Genomic DNA, 13,720 nt, shown 5'->3' with positions numbered 1-13,720 from the left:
CCGGCCACCCCGAGAAGCCCCCGGAAACGTACGTTTTGTCGGGTGTCATCCCGCCCGCTCACACCAAAATCCGGTGGCCGAACGCTCGGCGTCCGCCGGGGTGAGCCGATCACTCACCCCAGCCGAAAGCCGGTGGCCGACCGCTCGGCACCGGCCGGGGCCGCTCACTCACCCCAACCAAAAGCCGGTGGCCAAACGTTCGGCACCGGCCGGGGCCGCCCGCTCACCCCAACCAAAACCCGGTGGCCAACCGCTCCGCGTCCGCCGGGGTGAGCTCGATATCGAAGACCTCGGCGACGATCTTGGGCAACTCGGCCGGTTCCAGGTCGCGGATATCGGCGGTGCCGTCCGGATATTCGGTGATGAAGGTGGTGTTGTCGAGCACGTAGTGGACGTCGGGGTGGAACCGCTGCACGTAGGGCCGGGTCACGAACGGCGAGCGCGGCGAGGTGGCGACGAAGTGGTTGCCGACCACGAAGTCGATGCGGTACTGCGGGTTCAGCGTGAAGCTGTGCCGGTCGACCCACCCGTCCTTGCCGAATTGATGCAGCGTCCACAGTTCGCTGTCCAGTTCCCCGCGCCCGCGCTCGAGCCGGAAGCGCCACTGCCCCGCCGTCACCTCCCCCGCGTCCGGATTCAGTTCGAGCGGCGCCAGCGGCCCCGCCCCGAAACCGACGTCGCACAACCAGACCCGCTCGTCGTCGGCCGTGGTGACCCGCAGCAGGGCGTGGGTGGCCGGACGCACCCCGCCCGCACCCATGCTCACCCGCCCCTGCAATCCGGTGACGCCGAACCCGAGTCGTTCCAGCGCGGCCGCGAACAGCCCCACGTTCTCGTAGCAGTAGCCGCCCCGCCGACCGCGAATCATCTTGTCCTGCAACGCTTCCAGATCCAACGGCAGCGCACGCCCGAACACCGGCTCGAAGTTCTCGAACGGGATCGTGGTGGTGTGGGCGTACTGCAACGCTCGCAGCGTCGCCACGCTCGCCGTCCGCTCCCCCTCGAAGCCGATGCGCGTGAGATAGCCGTCCAGATCCAGGGCGTCGCCGTCCCAGTGATACGCCGCGTCCGCGGGCTTGTTCATCGTCACCTCCGTTGTCGATCCCTTGGGTCAACTCGTAGCGACCCCGCACTGTTCCCGTGGTCCTTACCAGTACGGATACCGCTTCCCATCCGTATCCGCGATGAAGACCACCGCGTCGGCACAATCGAGATCGTCGGGCGTGAGAGGGATGTGTCCGGGCACGATCGGCGCGCTCGCGGTGGTGGCGGCGGGCAGCGCCGCGCGCAGTGCCGGTGCCGGGAACAGGGCGCGCCCAGCGGTGACGGCGGCCAATTCGCCTTGGAGCGTGCCGGATTCGCTGTGCGGGTCGGCGTCGGTGGCGACGAAGACGTACCACTCGCCCAGGGCGGTGGCGACGAGCGCCCCGGCGCTGTCCCAGCTCACGTCGGCTGCCCCGACCGTCATGCGGGACCGCGCGCGCCGCAGGTGCGTGTTGTGGGCGAACACCAGGGTCGGTCCCCGGTGCTGCTCCCGGGCGAGGATCGCGAGGAGATTGTCGGCCATCATCTCCGCGCGCAGGCTGAGCAGGAGCGCGATGCGATCGGGACCGCGGCGCGCCAACGCCGTGTGATAGCGCAGCAGGCCCTGGGCGGTGCGGGCGTGGGCGGCGGCGAGGTCGTATCCGGCCGGGTCGGCGGCTCGCAGCGCGGCAGCGGCCCGACGCAGGGCGCTGGCGACGTCGTCGGCGAGCACACGCAGGGCGCGGAGGCGGTCGGGGTCGGCGAAGGCCAGTTCCGGATCGTAGGTGGCCCCGGCATTCGTCCACTCCCCGTCGTCACCGAGTAAATCGTCCGCGGCGCAAGCGCTTTCGGGACGCAGCGCTTCGGGCAGACAGGCGATGGCAGCGGTCAGCGACCCGCGCGGGCTCGGAAGTTCGGTCTGGTCGAACGGCACGTCGAACCCGTAGAAGTGGACGCGGTCCCCGGGCGCGCGGTCGGCATTGTGCGCGCGCAACCACTCCACGAGTTCGCGATTGCCCGGCACATTGCCGAAGCGGTGACTGAATCCGCTCCTCAGCACCGTGTCGATGGCGCCCGCGGACCCGTTCACATAGTCGTCGACGAGCGCGGCCGCGAAGAAGTCGCTCTCCAGCGCGATCGACCGGAAGCCACGCTCGACGAGGTGCGCGAGAATGTCGTTGCGCAGCAACGGAAACGCCGGAATGCCGTGCGTCGGCTCCCCGAGGGCGAACAGGGCGGGCGGCTCCCGACGCGCGCCCAGCAACTCGTCGAGCGCCCGCCCCAGACTCTCCGGATCATCGAGCGCGCGACCCATCGCACGCAGCGCGGTGACTGTGGACATGATCTCCCCTTGGTCGAAGGAACTGCCCTCGACGCTATCGTTGAAGAACCGAGTGAAACTTCCGCGATATCCACCTGGAACATCCGCCGAAAACCCTCAAAGGAACCTCTCCTGAGACCGATCGACCTGGCCCGCGAACACGGATTGTCCGCCCAGGCGATCCGCAACTACGACGCCGCAGGCGCCCTCCCACCCACCGACCGCGCCGACACCGGCTACCGCCACTACACCCCCCGCCACGCCCGCGCCCTACGCGCCTTCCTCACCCTCCGCGAGGGCCACGGCCACCAACACGCCCTCGAGATCATGCGCGCCGTCCACCGCAACGACCTCCCCGCGGCCTACCGCCTCCTCGACACCACCCACGTCACCCTCCACAACGAACGCACCACCCACGCCGAGGTCGCCACCGCCCTCACCACCCTGACCACGGCACCTCGCGATCCCGATCCGGCCGCAACATCGACCTCGCACCACCCCGACCCGGCCGCAAACTCAGCCCCATACGACCCCGACCGGGCCGCGAAATCGACCCCACACCACCCCAACCCGGCCCCACACGACCCCGACCCGGCCGCAAGATCAGCCCCACACGACCCCGACCCGGCCGAAACGTCGTCCCCACCCCTCACCGTGGGCGAACTCGCGCACCGCCTCGGCGTCCACGCGGCGACGCTGCGCGCCTGGGAGGCCGCGGGCATTCTCCGCCCCGAACGCGAAAGGTCCACGGGCTACCGGCTTTTCGGCCCGGACTGTGTGCGCGACGCCGAGATAGCCCGGCAACTCCGGCGCGGCGGCCACCCCTTGGACCAGATCGCCCGCTTCCTCGAGTCCCTGCGCGCGGCGGGCGGCGCCGAAGCGCTGCGCGCCTTCCTCGACGCCTGGCAGGACCGGCTCACCGCCCGCGGGCGGGCCCTGCTCGCGGGCGCGGCCCAGCTCGACGCCTATCTGCGCCCGCTCGAGTAGTATTCGCCCATGCGTTCGATCGACACCGCGGAGCGGCGGGCCCGACTCGCGACCCGGCATCTGCTCGCCCCGGCCCGGCGCGTCGACGATCCGGCCGCGATCGCGGCGGCGATGGTCGCCCTGCACGCCACCGATCCGGCGACGGTGTACCTGTCGGCCGCCGCGCGCGGGCGCGCCCTCGAACCGGCGGACATGGAGCGGGCGCTCTACGACGACCGGTCGCTGCTGCGCATGCTGGCCATGCGCCGCACCATGTTCGTCGTCCCGGTGGATCTGGTTCCGGCCCTTCAGGTTTCGGTGGCGGACGCGCTGGCCCACAAGCAGCGCCGCACCTACGGGCGGTATCTGGAGGGTGTGGTCGAGGGCGATGTGCAGGCGTGGCTGAGCGAGGTCGAGGCGGAGACCCATCGCGCACTGCTCGCCCGCGGCAGCGCCACCGGCGCCCAGCTCGGCGCGGCGGTGCCGCGGCTGCGCACCCAGGTCGACACCGCGCCGGGCAAGCCGTATTCCAAGCCCACCAACATCACCACCTGGGTGCTGGTCACCCTCGGTTGCGAGGGCGGCATCGTGCGCGGACGGCCGAACGGCGGCTGGACCAGCAGCCAGTACACCTGGGCGCCGATCGAATCCTGGCTCCCTGCAGGCATTCCCGCGCTGCCGATCGAGGAGGGCCGCGCGGAACTGGTCCAGCGCTGGCTGCGCACCTTCGGCCCCGCGCCCGTCGCCGACCTCAAGTGGTGGACCGGCTGGACGCTGGGCGATGTGCGAAAAGCGTTGGCGCGGTTGGACATCGCCGAGGTGGATCTCGACGGCGCGACCGGCATCGCCCTCGCCGACGACCTCGAGCCCACTCCCGCCGTCGAGCCGTGGGCGGCGCTGCTGCCCGCCCTGGACCCGACGCCGATGGGCTGGCAGGCGCGCGACTGGTTCCTGGGCCCGCACGCTCCCGCGGTCTTCGACACCAACGGCAATATCGGTCCGACGATCTGGTGGGACGGACGAATCGTCGGCGGCTGGGCGCAGCGCAAGGACGGCGAAATAGTCTGGCGCACGCTCGAAGACGTGGGCCGCGATGCGGAGAGCGCGATCGAACGGGAGGCCGAACGCATTCGCGAGTTCTTCGGCGACGTGCGCGCGATTCCGCGCTTTCGCACGCCGCTGGAACGGGAACTCACCGCCTGATAACACGCCCCTGTGGCGGATATCACGCCACGGACCTGCGGGTTCGCGTGTCGCCAGGTCATCGCGGCGATGAAATTACATCCGTCGTTTGCGATTTCGGACGCGTCCGGACAGTCGATCGTTTCGCGCCGGGCGGGGCACGGTGTTCTGTTACCGTCGCGCCATCGATTGTCGTATTCGGACGGTAGGCGGCCGCCCGAACAATTCCACCTGTTTGGGGGTAGTTCCTTGTCCTTCGTCGACGATCTCGAAACGACTTCCACGCGCGCGGACACCTTCCGCGACATCATCTTCCGCGACGCGGCCGTCGGGGTCTGCGCCCTGGCGACCACCGCGGGCACCACCGGTGACCCCGAGCGCCGCACCCGCATCGCGGACCGCATCGAGGAATCGACCGTCCTGCATCACTTCTCGCAAGCGGAACTGCGAAATCTGTTCGAGGACAATTGGCTTCGGCTCACTCTCGATCCGGCCTTCGGTCGCGCGTACGTGCTCCAGCAGATCGCCCGCGCCACCGACAGCCCGGCCCGGGCCCGCGCGGCGGTGTGGGCCGGAATCGAGCTCGCCGGGCGGGTGGACGGCCGGGGCGCCGACGCGCTGCGCGACTGCTGCCGCGTATTGCGTTTGGCCCCGGGCGAATTCGGGCTGTAGCGGTTACATGTCCAAACCGAGGTCGAGGACCCGTACCGAGTGGGTCAGCGCGCCCACCGACAGGTAGTCGACGCCCGTACGGGCGTAGTCGGCGGCCACGTCGAGGCTCAACCCGCCGGAGGATTCCAGCTTCGTCCGCGGCGCCCGCGCGTCGCGGCGCTGCACCGCCGCCTGGGTGGCCCAGAGCGGAAAGTTGTCCAGCAGCACCAGTTCCACGTCCTCGGCCAGCACCGCGTCGAGCTGATCGAGATCGTCCACCTCGACCTCGCAGGCGATCTCCGGCGCGGCCGCGCGCACCGCCCGCAGCGCCGCCACCACCGAGCCCGCCGCGACCACGTGATTGTCCTTGATCAGGGCCGCGTCCCCCAGCCCCATCCGGTGATTGACGCCCCCGCCCATCCGCACCGCGTACTTCTGCAACGCCCGCAACCCCGGCAATGTCTTCCGGCTGTCCCGAATCCGGCACTCCGTCCCCGCCACGGCATCCACCCACGCCGCGGTCGCCGTGGCGATCCCCGACATGTGCGTCACCAGATTCAACAGGGTCCGCTCCGCCACCAGCAGCCCCCGAGCGGGCCCCACGACCCCCAACACCGTCTCCCCCGCCCGCACCCGAGTCCCATCCGAAACCCGTTCGGTCACTTCGTAATTCCCGGCCCCGATCACCTCATCGAGCACGACCACCCCCACATCGATCCCGGCCACCGTCCCCGCCTCCCGAGCCACCACCCCCGCCTTGACCACGGCGTCCTCCGAAACCGTCGCATTCGTCGTCACATCGGGCCCGTACCGCAGATCCTCCTCCAGGGCCCGCCGCACGATCCCCACCACTTCATCCCTGTCGAGCCCACCGTCCAGCGTCATCATTACCTCCTGATCGAAAAGTCTTGTCTCGGGCGGCTACGACGCCCTGGGCACGGCCAACCCGGTCCACCGTCCCGGCGGATCGGCCAGCTCCGGAACGATCTGCGGCCGCCCGTCGGCCCCCAAACGGACCGGCAGGCTGCGATGCAACTCCGCGCGCGGCTCGGGATGGTCGGAACGGGTGTGGCAGCCCCGGCTCTCGGTGCGGGCGGCGGCCGCCACCAGCAGCGCCCGGGCCGTGAGGGTCAGTGCGGAATCCTCGATATCCGTAACCGATTCCGCGACAGCGGAATTCGCGTTCTCGCCCCGCAGCAGCTGGACCAGGCCCAGCACCCCGGCCCGCAGCCCCTCCCCGTCGCGGACCACCGACGCGTGATCGGACATCAACGCCTGCAACGATGTTCGATCCGCCCGGGGAAACATCGGAACCGCCGCCGCGGCGATCTCGACCCCCTCGTCCCGCCGCTCGATCGCCGCCGCCCCGACCCGCTCACCGACGACCAGCCCCTCCAGCAGACTGTTGGAGGCCAGCCGATTGGCCCCGTGCAGCCCGGTGCGCGCGACCTCGCCCGCCGCGTACAGCCCGGGAACCGTTGTGCGCCCGCAGGTATCGGTCACCACGCCCCCGCACTGGTAATGCGCCGCCGGCGCCACCGGGATCAGATCCCGCCGCGGATCGATCCCCGCCGCCAGGCACGAGGCCGTGATGGTCGGGAACCGCTCCGCGAAACCCTCGATCCCCCGCCCGTCGAGATACACGTGCTCGGTCCCGGTGGCCCGCATCCGCGCGGCCACGGCCCGCGAGACCACATCCCGCGGCGCCAGATCGCCCCGCGGATGCACCCCGTCCATGATCGCAATCCCTTGTGCGTCAATTAGTCTCGCGCCCTCCCCGCGCACGGCCTCGCTGATCAACGGCCGCCGCCCCACCCTGCCCCGCGCGAACAGCACGGTCGGATGGAACTGCACGAACTCGAGATCCGCCACGATCGCCCCGGCCCGCAGTGCCAGCGCCACCCCGTCGGCCGTCGCGCCCGCCGGATTGGTGCTGCACGCGTACAGCTGGCCGAGCCCCCCGGTCGCGAGCAGCACCGCGGGCGCGTGCACCACGCCGAAGCCCTCGTCGGATACCGCGAGCACCCCGCGCACCCCGCCCGGCCCGGTCACGACATCGACCGCCGCCGCGCCGAACAGCACCGGCAGCCCGGCCGCGTTCAACGCCCGCTGCACCTCCGCGCCCGTCGCGTCCCCGCCCGCGTGGATGATCCGCCGCGTGCTGTGCCCGCCCTCGCGGGTGCGCGAGATCTCCCCGTCGCGCCCGAGATCGAACACCGCCCCGAGGTCGGTCAGCGCCGCCACCGCGCGCCCGCCGCCCTCGACGATCGAGCGCACCGCCTCCGGATCGCACAGCCCCGCCCCGGCGACCACGGTGTCGTGCACATGCGAATCCACCGAATCCCCTTGCGGCGCAACGACGGCGATGCCGCCCTGCGCGTACTGGGTGGCGGTGTCGGTGGGCCCGCCCTTGCTCAGCGTCAGCACCCGCAGCCCGCGCAGCGAGGCGGTGCGCGCCGCGGTCAGGCCCGCGACGCCACCGCCGATCACCACGAGATCGGCCTCGGCCTCCCAGGTGAACGAGGTCATTCCCCGCCGCCGGGATTGCCGATGGCGATCATCCGCTGCACCGATTGCCTTCCGGCGGCAGCGGTTTCGGGATCCACGTGCACCTCGTCGCGCCCCTCGACCAGGCAGCGCAGCAGCGCGGCCGGGGTGATCATCTTCATGTACTTGCACGCGGCGCGGTCGTTGACGGCCTGGAAGTCGATGCCGGGCGCGGCCTTGCGCAGCTGGTGCAGCATGCCCACCTCGGTGGCGACCAGCACCTGATTCGACCGGGCCGCCCGGGCGGCGTCGATCATGCCGCCGGTGGACAGGATGTGCACCCGGTCGGCCGGGAACGCGCCCTCCCCCGCGAGGTACAGAGCCGAAGTGGCGCAACCACATTCGGGATGCACGAACAGTTCGGCGTCGGGGTGGCTGCGCGCCTGCTCGGTCAGCTCGTCGCCGTTGATGCCCGCGTGCACGTGGCATTCCCCGGCCCAGATGTGCATGTTCTCCCGGCCGGTCACCCGCTTGACGTGCGCGCCGAGGAACTGGTCCGGCAGGAACAGCACCTCGCGGTCGGGGTCGATCGAGGCCACCACGTCGACCGCGTTGGAGGAAGTGCAGCAGATGTCGGTGAGCGCCTTCACCGCGGCCGTGGTGTTCACGTACGACACCACCACCGCGTCGGGGTGCTCGGCCTTCCAGGCGCGCAACTCGTCGGCGTCGATGGAGTCCGCGAGGGAACAACCGGCACGTTGGTCCGGGATCAGCACGGTTTTCGCCGGGCTGAGGATCTTCGCCGTCTCCGCCATGAAATGCACTCCGCAGAACACGATCGTGTCCTCGGGCGCGGCCGCCGCGATCCGCGACAGCGCCAGCGAGTCACCGACGTGGTCGGCGACGTCCTGGATCTCCGGCAGCTGATAGTTGTGCGCCAGGATGGTCGCGTTGCGCTCCCGCGCGAGCCGCTTGATCTCCCGGGCCCACTCCGGGGTCGCCTCGACCCCCGTGAACCCCGACGGACCGTCCACTACATGCCCGGCAAGCATCATCGTCGCCATGGCAGGCTCCTTCCTCATGCGCTCGGCAACCGCGCCGATTCGCATACACCCGGTTTTCGACTTAGAATCGAAAACGTGCCCCATAGTAGCACCGTTCACGAATCGCTCACCGCCGTGTTCCAGGTTCGCCGCTTCCCCGCCACCATCACCGCAGGTCAGAGCATCAGCGAGGCGATCGATCCCCAGTCGGTACGCAAGACCCCCGGCTGGCACACCGAACTCGCCGTGCTGCTGTGGGAGCGCGCGATGGAACCGCAGACCGGCACCTGGTCCCTACCCGGCGGCCGCCTGCGCGACGACGAGGACCTCGACGCCTCGGCCCGCCGCCAACTCGCCGAGAAGGTCGACGTCCGCGAACTCTGGCACCTGGAACAGCTCTCGGTCTTCAGCGACCCGCACCGCGTCCCCGGCCCCCGCCGCATCGCCTCGGCCTACCTCGGCCTGGTCCCCCTCACCGCCGACCCCCGCCTCCCGCCCGACACCCGCTGGCACCCCGTCTCCACCCTGCCCGCCATGTCCTTCGACCACGGCACGGTCGTCCACCACGCCCGCGCCCGCCTCGCCGCCAAACTCTCCTACACCAACATCGCCTTCGCCCTCGCCCCCGCCCGCTTCACCATGTCCACCCTCCGCCAAATCTATTGCGCCGCCCTGGGTTACGACGTGGACACCACCAACCTCCAACGAGTCCTCACCCGCCGCAAGGTCATCACCCCCACCGGCGCCACCGCCGCCCCCGGCAAATCCGGCGGCCGCCCCGCCGCCGTCTACCGCTTCACCGACGACGGCCTCCGCGTGACGGACGAATTCGCCGCATTGCGGCCACCGGGGTGAGCGCAATCGAACCTCGCGGCAGGTAGGCAACGACCCCAGCAGGCACTACACTGCCAGTAGAGTGAAGTTATGACTTCACTTCGGTTGGAGGTGTTGCATGACGGCCGGACGCTGACGTTGTTCGGCGCGGTGATCGGCGGAGCCTGCCGGGCGAGAGACTGGCTGGCGTCCTGCGACGAACGAACCAAGGCGCAGTTCTACGTACGCTTCGAACGTTTGACCACGATCGGATATCTGCGCAGCCCGGAAGAGATGCGCAGATTGCACTGCCCGGTCTCACCCTCCGTATCCGAGATCAAGACGAGGTCCGGTCATCGCTTGTACGTCATTCGCGAAGGCAACGACTGGATTGCCACACATGGAGCAAGAAAGCCTCCGGATCGGAAAGTATGCGAACAGGCGGCCCGTGCAATCGAGATTTGGAAGGAGGCGCACACCCAATGAACACCTGGTTCCCACGTACCCCGGAATCCGATGCGCTCGTCGCCGAGGAGCGCCTTGTCTTGGCGGCCACCGAGATGGTCCATGAAGCGCTGGAGGCGACGAATACAACCAAACGTCAACTCGCCGACATGCTGGGAGTTCGGCCGACAGAGATCAGTCAGCGGCTCAGCGGCCGTCGAAACCTCACCCTTCGGAGCCTGGCCCGAATGATGCATGTGCTCGGCTACGGCGTTGGCCTCGAAGCCATCCAACGCATCGATCGCACGGCGGCGGACGCGCGCGTCGGCACGCGGATAGTCAAAACTATTGAGCCACCGACCGGTTCACGCAACCGAAGTTGGAAGCTCGGTGTACGTGTCCTGATCGGCGCGATCAAAGCCGAGGAACGTGAGTTCGTGGAGCAGCGCATCGCTCGCGTGCTCGACGAACTGCACAACCTCGATCACATTCTCGAAGCCACGGCGACCATCCCGAAGAAGAGGGAAGTGGTGGTCGGACTGACCGTCGAAGCAGAGGATGCCTTGTCCGCGAGTCAAACCGGGATCGCCGCGCTCCGAACGGCGATCCATATTGTCGGCGACAACACGCCAGGGTGGGAGGAAACGCTCGAACGACTCGTTCGAGACCTCCGCATCGATATCGATCCCTCGGAGCGCGACGAACAGGCCACCACCTGTTCCTGAGCACGAAGGAGTCCTAGCCGCAAGGGAATTGGAGACCAGACCGGATCAGCGCGTCCCGTCCAGTTCCTCGATCGTCGCCAGCGACGGTGGGCGGATTCGCTGGAGTTCGCTCGCGACCGCCTCCGCGTCCCGCAACACTCGAACCGCGTTGTGCCATGTCAGTTTCGCGATGTCACTATCCGACCACCCGCGAACGAGCAACTCCGCCACCAGATTCGGGTATCCCGACACATCGTCCAACCCCGCCGTCACGAACGCCGTCCCGTCGAAGTCACCCCCGATCCCGATGTGCTCGATCCCCGCCACCTCCCGCATATGGTCCAGATGATCCGCGACAGTCGCGACCGTCGGCACCGGCCGAGGATGCTCCGCCTCGAACGCCCGTTGACACTCCATCCCCGCCGGACTCGTATCCAGCGGATGGAACCCGTGCGCGACCATGTTCTCATCGGCTTCCGCAGTCCACCGAACCGCCTCGGGCAGAACGAATTTCGGCACGAACGTCACCATCGCGACGCCACCGTTCCCGGGCAGTGCCGCGAGCACATCATCGGGCACATTGCGCGGATGATCACACAACGCCCGCGCGGACGAGTGCGAAAAGATAACGGGCGCTTCGGAAATCGCGAGAGCGTCCCGCATCGTCTCCGGCGACACATGCGACAGATCGACCAACATCCCCAGCCGATTCATCTCCCGCACAACCTCTTTCCCGAACGCCGTCAACCCGCCCGCCTTCGGCTCGTCCGTCGCCGAATCCGCCCACGGCACATTGTCGTTGTGCGTCAACGTCATATACCGCACGCCCAGCCGATACAACGCCCGCAATGTCGCCAGCGAACAGTCGATACTGTGCCCACCCTCGGCCCCCAGCAGTGAGGCGATCCGACCGCCCGCCCGCGCGTCCTCCATGTCCTGAGCCGAGTACGCCGCCCGCAACCGATCGGGAAACCGCTCGATCAACGCCCGCACGAAGTCGATCTGTTCCAGCGTCGCGCTCACCGCGTGATCCCCGGCGAGGTCGCTGCGCACGTACACCGACCAGAACTGCGCCCCCACCCCACCGGCGCGCAGCCGATCGAGATCGGTGTGCAGCAGCGAACTCTGGTCGGCGGCCAGGTCGACGGCGTTCAGGTCGTAGCGGGCGAGAACCCGCATGGCCCACGGCAGATCGTTGTGACCGTCGACCACGGGGGCGTCGCGGAGCAGGGCGCGGGCGCGCTCGAGTGTCATCGTTCCGTTCTACCCGGCCCCGGCCCGGTCGAACCGGCGACACGACGGTTACTCCGGGTCGCGCTTGCGATGCTTGGTCCCGCGCCGATACGTACGCTTGCTCGAAACAGGTTGCGCCGCATTGGATCTGCGCAGCTCGTGACGGCGACGCCAGGCCGTCAGATCCGCGCGCTCGGGTTCGCCGAGCCGTCGGCGCGGTGTCGTGGTCATCGTCTCCCCCTCGTCGTCCTCGCCGGATGACGGTATTCGCGCCGATGCCGGGACCGCGAGCGAATTTCCGGGACCGCGCGATCCGGGTAGCGTGACCGGCATGGACTCGCTGCTGCACCGGATCCTCGACATCCCCCCGGCGTGGGTGTACGTGATCGTCACCCTGCTGGTGTTCGTCGAGGACGCCATCTTCGTCGGCTTCGTCGTTCCCGGCGAGACGGCCGCGGTGCTCGGCGGCGTCGCGGCCAGCCAGCACCACGTGGTGTTGTGGGCGATGATTCTGCTCGTGGTGGCCGCCGCCATCATCGGCGACAGCGTCGGCTACGAGGTCGGCAAGCACGTCGGCACCCGGCTGTTGCAAGCCTCGATTCTGGACCGCCACCGCGCTCGCCTGGACAAGGCTCAGGCGTTCCTGGCCAAACGCGGCGGCTGGGCGGTCTTCCTGGGCCGCTGGACGGCGTTCTTCCGCGCGGTCATGCCCGCCCTCGCGGGCACCGCCCGCATGCCGTACCCGAAGTTCCTGGCGTTCAACGCGACCGGCGGAATCGTCTGGGGCATCACCTTTGTCGTCCTCGGCTTCGTCGCGGGCCAGTCCTACGAGGTCGTCGCCAAGACGGTCGGCCGCTCGGCGGCCGGCGTGGTCGTCGCGCTCCTCGTCATCGGCCTGATCGTGTGGAAGGTCCGCGAACGCCGCCAGGAGCGCAAGCTGGAAACCGAGTACGAGGCCAGCCACCCGGCGGACTGAGTCAGCGAGAGTCGCTGTCCTGGAACGGATTCGCCCGCCCCGGGGAGTCGGAGGCCGCGGTCCCGTACGGCCCGTAACTGACATCCGACGCGTACGGCCGTGGCCCGCCGAAACTCTCGGACACCGGCGCCCCCGCCCCCAGATCCTCCGACGTCGACAGCGCCGAGCCCACCAGGATCACCAGCGAGGCGAGCAGCGGCTGCACCACCAGCGCCGTCCACCCCGTCACCGTCGGCGCGAACTCGACGATCGTGTGCACGGCCGGATGATCCGGCCGCGAATGCAGCTGCCCCGCAACGAATTCCCCGCACCGCGCCATCAACCAGGCCCCGGCCAGCGAGCCGAACAGCAAGGCGCACTGCATGATCGGCCCCCGCACGCGCCGCAGCAGCCGCCACACCGCGACCGCCGACACCAGCCCGACCACCGCCCCGATGCACACGAAGACGGCGACCGCGTCGAACCGGTGCACGCTCTCCCCCGTCAGCGCGGCCCCGCGCCCGGGCTCGAGCACCACCACCTTCTCGGTCGGCGCGAGCAGCGCCCACACCACCCCGCCGAGCGCGCTCACCAGCAGCAGCGCGGCCGTGAACCAGCCCGCGACACGCCATTCGGGATTGCGCGCGCGGGTCGGCTCGGCGGTGGATGTGTGGGCCATCAACGATGGTCCAGGCTCGTGGAGTCGATCGTCCCGTGCCGGGAGCATTTCGCCCACCAGCCGTCGGGACTCACCTGCACGATCATCCGGCGGCCGCACTCCTCGCAGAAGCGCGGGGGCTCGAGCCCCAGGGCCGCCGCGGCCGGAACCGATACGGAGACACCGGCGATCACCGGCTCACCCGTGTACGGGTTGTAGCGCTGTTTCGTCTCCACGACC

General features: G+C 69.5%; 16 protein-coding genes. 7 read left to right on the top strand and 9 right to left on the bottom strand.

Annotation, left to right across the window (positions count from 1 at the left end; translation table 11 throughout):
* Window positions 1-223 precede the first annotated feature (223 nt).
* Together ACFYTQ_RS17525 and ACFYTQ_RS17520 are read right to left on the bottom strand one after the other, a co-directional pair.
* On the bottom strand, window positions 224-1,084 hold the full coding sequence (locus ACFYTQ_RS17525) for an arylamine N-acetyltransferase (RefSeq protein WP_387361810.1): 861 nt from the start codon (window positions 1,082-1,084) through the stop codon (window positions 224-226).
* Between the two features lie 63 nt (window positions 1,085-1,147).
* Window positions 1,148-2,365 (bottom strand): erythromycin esterase family protein, encoded by a 1,218-nt coding sequence (locus tag ACFYTQ_RS17520; RefSeq protein ID WP_387361808.1) that lies wholly within the window; start codon window positions 2,363-2,365, stop codon window positions 1,148-1,150.
* A 111-nt stretch (window positions 2,366-2,476) separates the two neighbouring features.
* Between ACFYTQ_RS17520 and ACFYTQ_RS17515 the strand changes: the two genes are divergently transcribed.
* From ACFYTQ_RS17515 to ACFYTQ_RS17505, 3 genes are all read left to right on the top strand, one after another.
* Window positions 2,477-3,331: a MerR family transcriptional regulator gene (locus ACFYTQ_RS17515; RefSeq protein ID WP_387362298.1), complete on the top strand. Its 855-nt coding sequence runs from the start codon at window positions 2,477-2,479 to the stop codon at window positions 3,329-3,331.
* Between the two features lie 9 nt (window positions 3,332-3,340).
* Complete coding sequence (locus ACFYTQ_RS17510) at window positions 3,341-4,513, top strand: winged helix DNA-binding domain-containing protein (RefSeq protein WP_387361806.1); 1,173 nt, start codon at window positions 3,341-3,343, stop codon at window positions 4,511-4,513.
* A 228-nt stretch (window positions 4,514-4,741) separates the two neighbouring features.
* Window positions 4,742-5,164: a Tellurite resistance TerB gene (locus tag ACFYTQ_RS17505; RefSeq protein WP_387361804.1), complete on the top strand. Its 423-nt coding sequence runs from the start codon at window positions 4,742-4,744 to the stop codon at window positions 5,162-5,164.
* Window positions 5,165-5,167: 3 nt separating this feature from the next.
* Here ACFYTQ_RS17505 and nadC read toward each other — a convergent pair whose 3' ends face one another.
* From nadC to nadA, 3 genes are read right to left on the bottom strand one after another with little or no spacing between them, the layout of a single operon-like run.
* Window positions 5,168-6,028 carry a carboxylating nicotinate-nucleotide diphosphorylase gene (gene nadC / locus ACFYTQ_RS17500; RefSeq protein ID WP_387361803.1) on the bottom strand — a complete coding sequence of 287 codons (861 nt, stop codon included), beginning with the start codon at window positions 6,026-6,028 and terminating at the stop codon, window positions 5,168-5,170.
* Between the two features lie 36 nt (window positions 6,029-6,064).
* Window positions 6,065-7,672, bottom strand: coding sequence for an L-aspartate oxidase (locus ACFYTQ_RS17495; RefSeq protein ID WP_387361801.1), 1,608 nt, complete (start codon window positions 7,670-7,672; stop codon window positions 6,065-6,067).
* Window positions 7,669-8,694: a quinolinate synthase NadA gene (gene nadA, locus ACFYTQ_RS17490; RefSeq protein ID WP_387361799.1), complete on the bottom strand. Its 1,026-nt coding sequence runs from the start codon at window positions 8,692-8,694 to the stop codon at window positions 7,669-7,671. The genes ACFYTQ_RS17495 and nadA overlap by 4 nt, the downstream gene beginning before the upstream one ends.
* Window positions 8,695-8,769: 75 nt before the next feature.
* Between nadA and ACFYTQ_RS17485 the strand changes: the two genes are divergently transcribed.
* The 3 genes from ACFYTQ_RS17485 to ACFYTQ_RS17475 all read left to right on the top strand — a co-directional run bounded on the left by ACFYTQ_RS17485 (window position 8,770) and on the right by ACFYTQ_RS17475 (window position 10,655).
* On the top strand, window positions 8,770-9,528 hold the full coding sequence (locus ACFYTQ_RS17485) for an NUDIX domain-containing protein (RefSeq protein WP_387361797.1): 759 nt from the start codon (window positions 8,770-8,772) through the stop codon (window positions 9,526-9,528).
* Window positions 9,529-9,597: 69 nt separating this feature from the next.
* Window positions 9,598-9,972, top strand: a complete 375-nt coding sequence (locus tag ACFYTQ_RS17480) for a hypothetical protein (protein WP_387361795.1) — start codon at window positions 9,598-9,600, stop codon at window positions 9,970-9,972.
* Entirely contained in the window at window positions 9,969-10,655 is a 687-nt protein-coding gene (locus ACFYTQ_RS17475; protein ID WP_387361794.1) for a helix-turn-helix domain-containing protein, read from the top strand. Before ACFYTQ_RS17480 ends, ACFYTQ_RS17475 begins: the two co-directional genes overlap by 4 nt.
* 45 nt (window positions 10,656-10,700) lie before the next feature.
* Here the strand turns inward: ACFYTQ_RS17475 and ACFYTQ_RS17470 are convergent, their stop codons facing one another.
* Complete coding sequence (locus tag ACFYTQ_RS17470) at window positions 10,701-11,888, bottom strand: dipeptidase (RefSeq protein WP_387361793.1); 1,188 nt, start codon at window positions 11,886-11,888, stop codon at window positions 10,701-10,703.
* Window positions 11,889-11,936: 48 nt separating this feature from the next.
* Window positions 11,937-12,098, bottom strand: a complete 162-nt coding sequence (locus tag ACFYTQ_RS17465) for a hypothetical protein (RefSeq protein WP_387361792.1) — start codon at window positions 12,096-12,098, stop codon at window positions 11,937-11,939.
* 100 nt (window positions 12,099-12,198) lie between these two features.
* Between ACFYTQ_RS17465 and ACFYTQ_RS17460 the strand changes: the two genes are divergently transcribed.
* Window positions 12,199-12,843 carry a DedA family protein gene (locus ACFYTQ_RS17460; RefSeq protein ID WP_387361791.1) on the top strand — a complete coding sequence of 215 codons (645 nt, stop codon included), beginning with the start codon at window positions 12,199-12,201 and terminating at the stop codon, window positions 12,841-12,843.
* Window position 12,844: 1 nt separating this feature from the next.
* Here the strand turns inward: ACFYTQ_RS17460 and ACFYTQ_RS17455 are convergent, their stop codons facing one another.
* Both ACFYTQ_RS17455 and ACFYTQ_RS17450 read right to left on the bottom strand, forming a co-directional pair.
* A complete protein-coding gene (locus ACFYTQ_RS17455; RefSeq protein ID WP_387361789.1) occupies window positions 12,845-13,501 on the bottom strand; it encodes a DUF2567 domain-containing protein in 657 nt (218 codons plus the stop codon).
* On the bottom strand, window positions 13,501-13,716 hold the full coding sequence (locus ACFYTQ_RS17450; protein ID WP_387361787.1) for a hypothetical protein: 216 nt from the start codon (window positions 13,714-13,716) through the stop codon (window positions 13,501-13,503). Before ACFYTQ_RS17450 ends, ACFYTQ_RS17455 begins: the two co-directional genes overlap by 1 nt.
* Window positions 13,717-13,720: the final 4 nt, after the last annotated feature.

The organism is Nocardia sp. NPDC004068 (genome assembly GCF_042874315.1).
Lineage (GTDB): Bacteria > Actinomycetota > Actinomycetes > Mycobacteriales > Mycobacteriaceae > Nocardia.
Note: the sequence above shows the minus strand (reverse complement) of the source record. Positions and strands in the feature narration are given on the sequence as shown.

Coding starts and splice junctions, on each gene's coding strand:
- ACFYTQ_RS17525 (WP_387361810.1), bottom strand. CDS start 1,084: ATGAACAAGCCCGCGGACGCGGCGTATCACTGGGACGGCGACGCCCTG.
- ACFYTQ_RS17520 (WP_387361808.1), bottom strand. CDS start 2,365: ATGTCCACAGTCACCGCGCTGCGTGCGATGGGTCGCGCGCTCGATGAT.
- ACFYTQ_RS17510 (WP_387361806.1), top strand. CDS start 3,341: ATGCGTTCGATCGACACCGCGGAGCGGCGGGCCCGACTCGCGACCCGG.
- nadC (WP_387361803.1), bottom strand. CDS start 6,028: ATGACGCTGGACGGTGGGCTCGACAGGGATGAAGTGGTGGGGATCGTG.
- ACFYTQ_RS17495 (WP_387361801.1), bottom strand. CDS start 7,672: ATGACCTCGTTCACCTGGGAGGCCGAGGCCGATCTCGTGGTGATCGGC.
- nadA (WP_387361799.1), bottom strand. CDS start 8,694: ATGGCGACGATGATGCTTGCCGGGCATGTAGTGGACGGTCCGTCGGGG.
- ACFYTQ_RS17480 (WP_387361795.1), top strand. CDS start 9,598: ATGACTTCACTTCGGTTGGAGGTGTTGCATGACGGCCGGACGCTGACG.
- ACFYTQ_RS17475 (WP_387361794.1), top strand. CDS start 9,969: ATGAACACCTGGTTCCCACGTACCCCGGAATCCGATGCGCTCGTCGCC.
- ACFYTQ_RS17470 (WP_387361793.1), bottom strand. CDS start 11,888: ATGACACTCGAGCGCGCCCGCGCCCTGCTCCGCGACGCCCCCGTGGTC.
- ACFYTQ_RS17465 (WP_387361792.1), bottom strand. CDS start 12,098: ATGACCACGACACCGCGCCGACGGCTCGGCGAACCCGAGCGCGCGGAT.
- ACFYTQ_RS17460 (WP_387361791.1), top strand. CDS start 12,199: ATGGACTCGCTGCTGCACCGGATCCTCGACATCCCCCCGGCGTGGGTG.
- ACFYTQ_RS17455 (WP_387361789.1), bottom strand. CDS start 13,501: ATGGCCCACACATCCACCGCCGAGCCGACCCGCGCGCGCAATCCCGAA.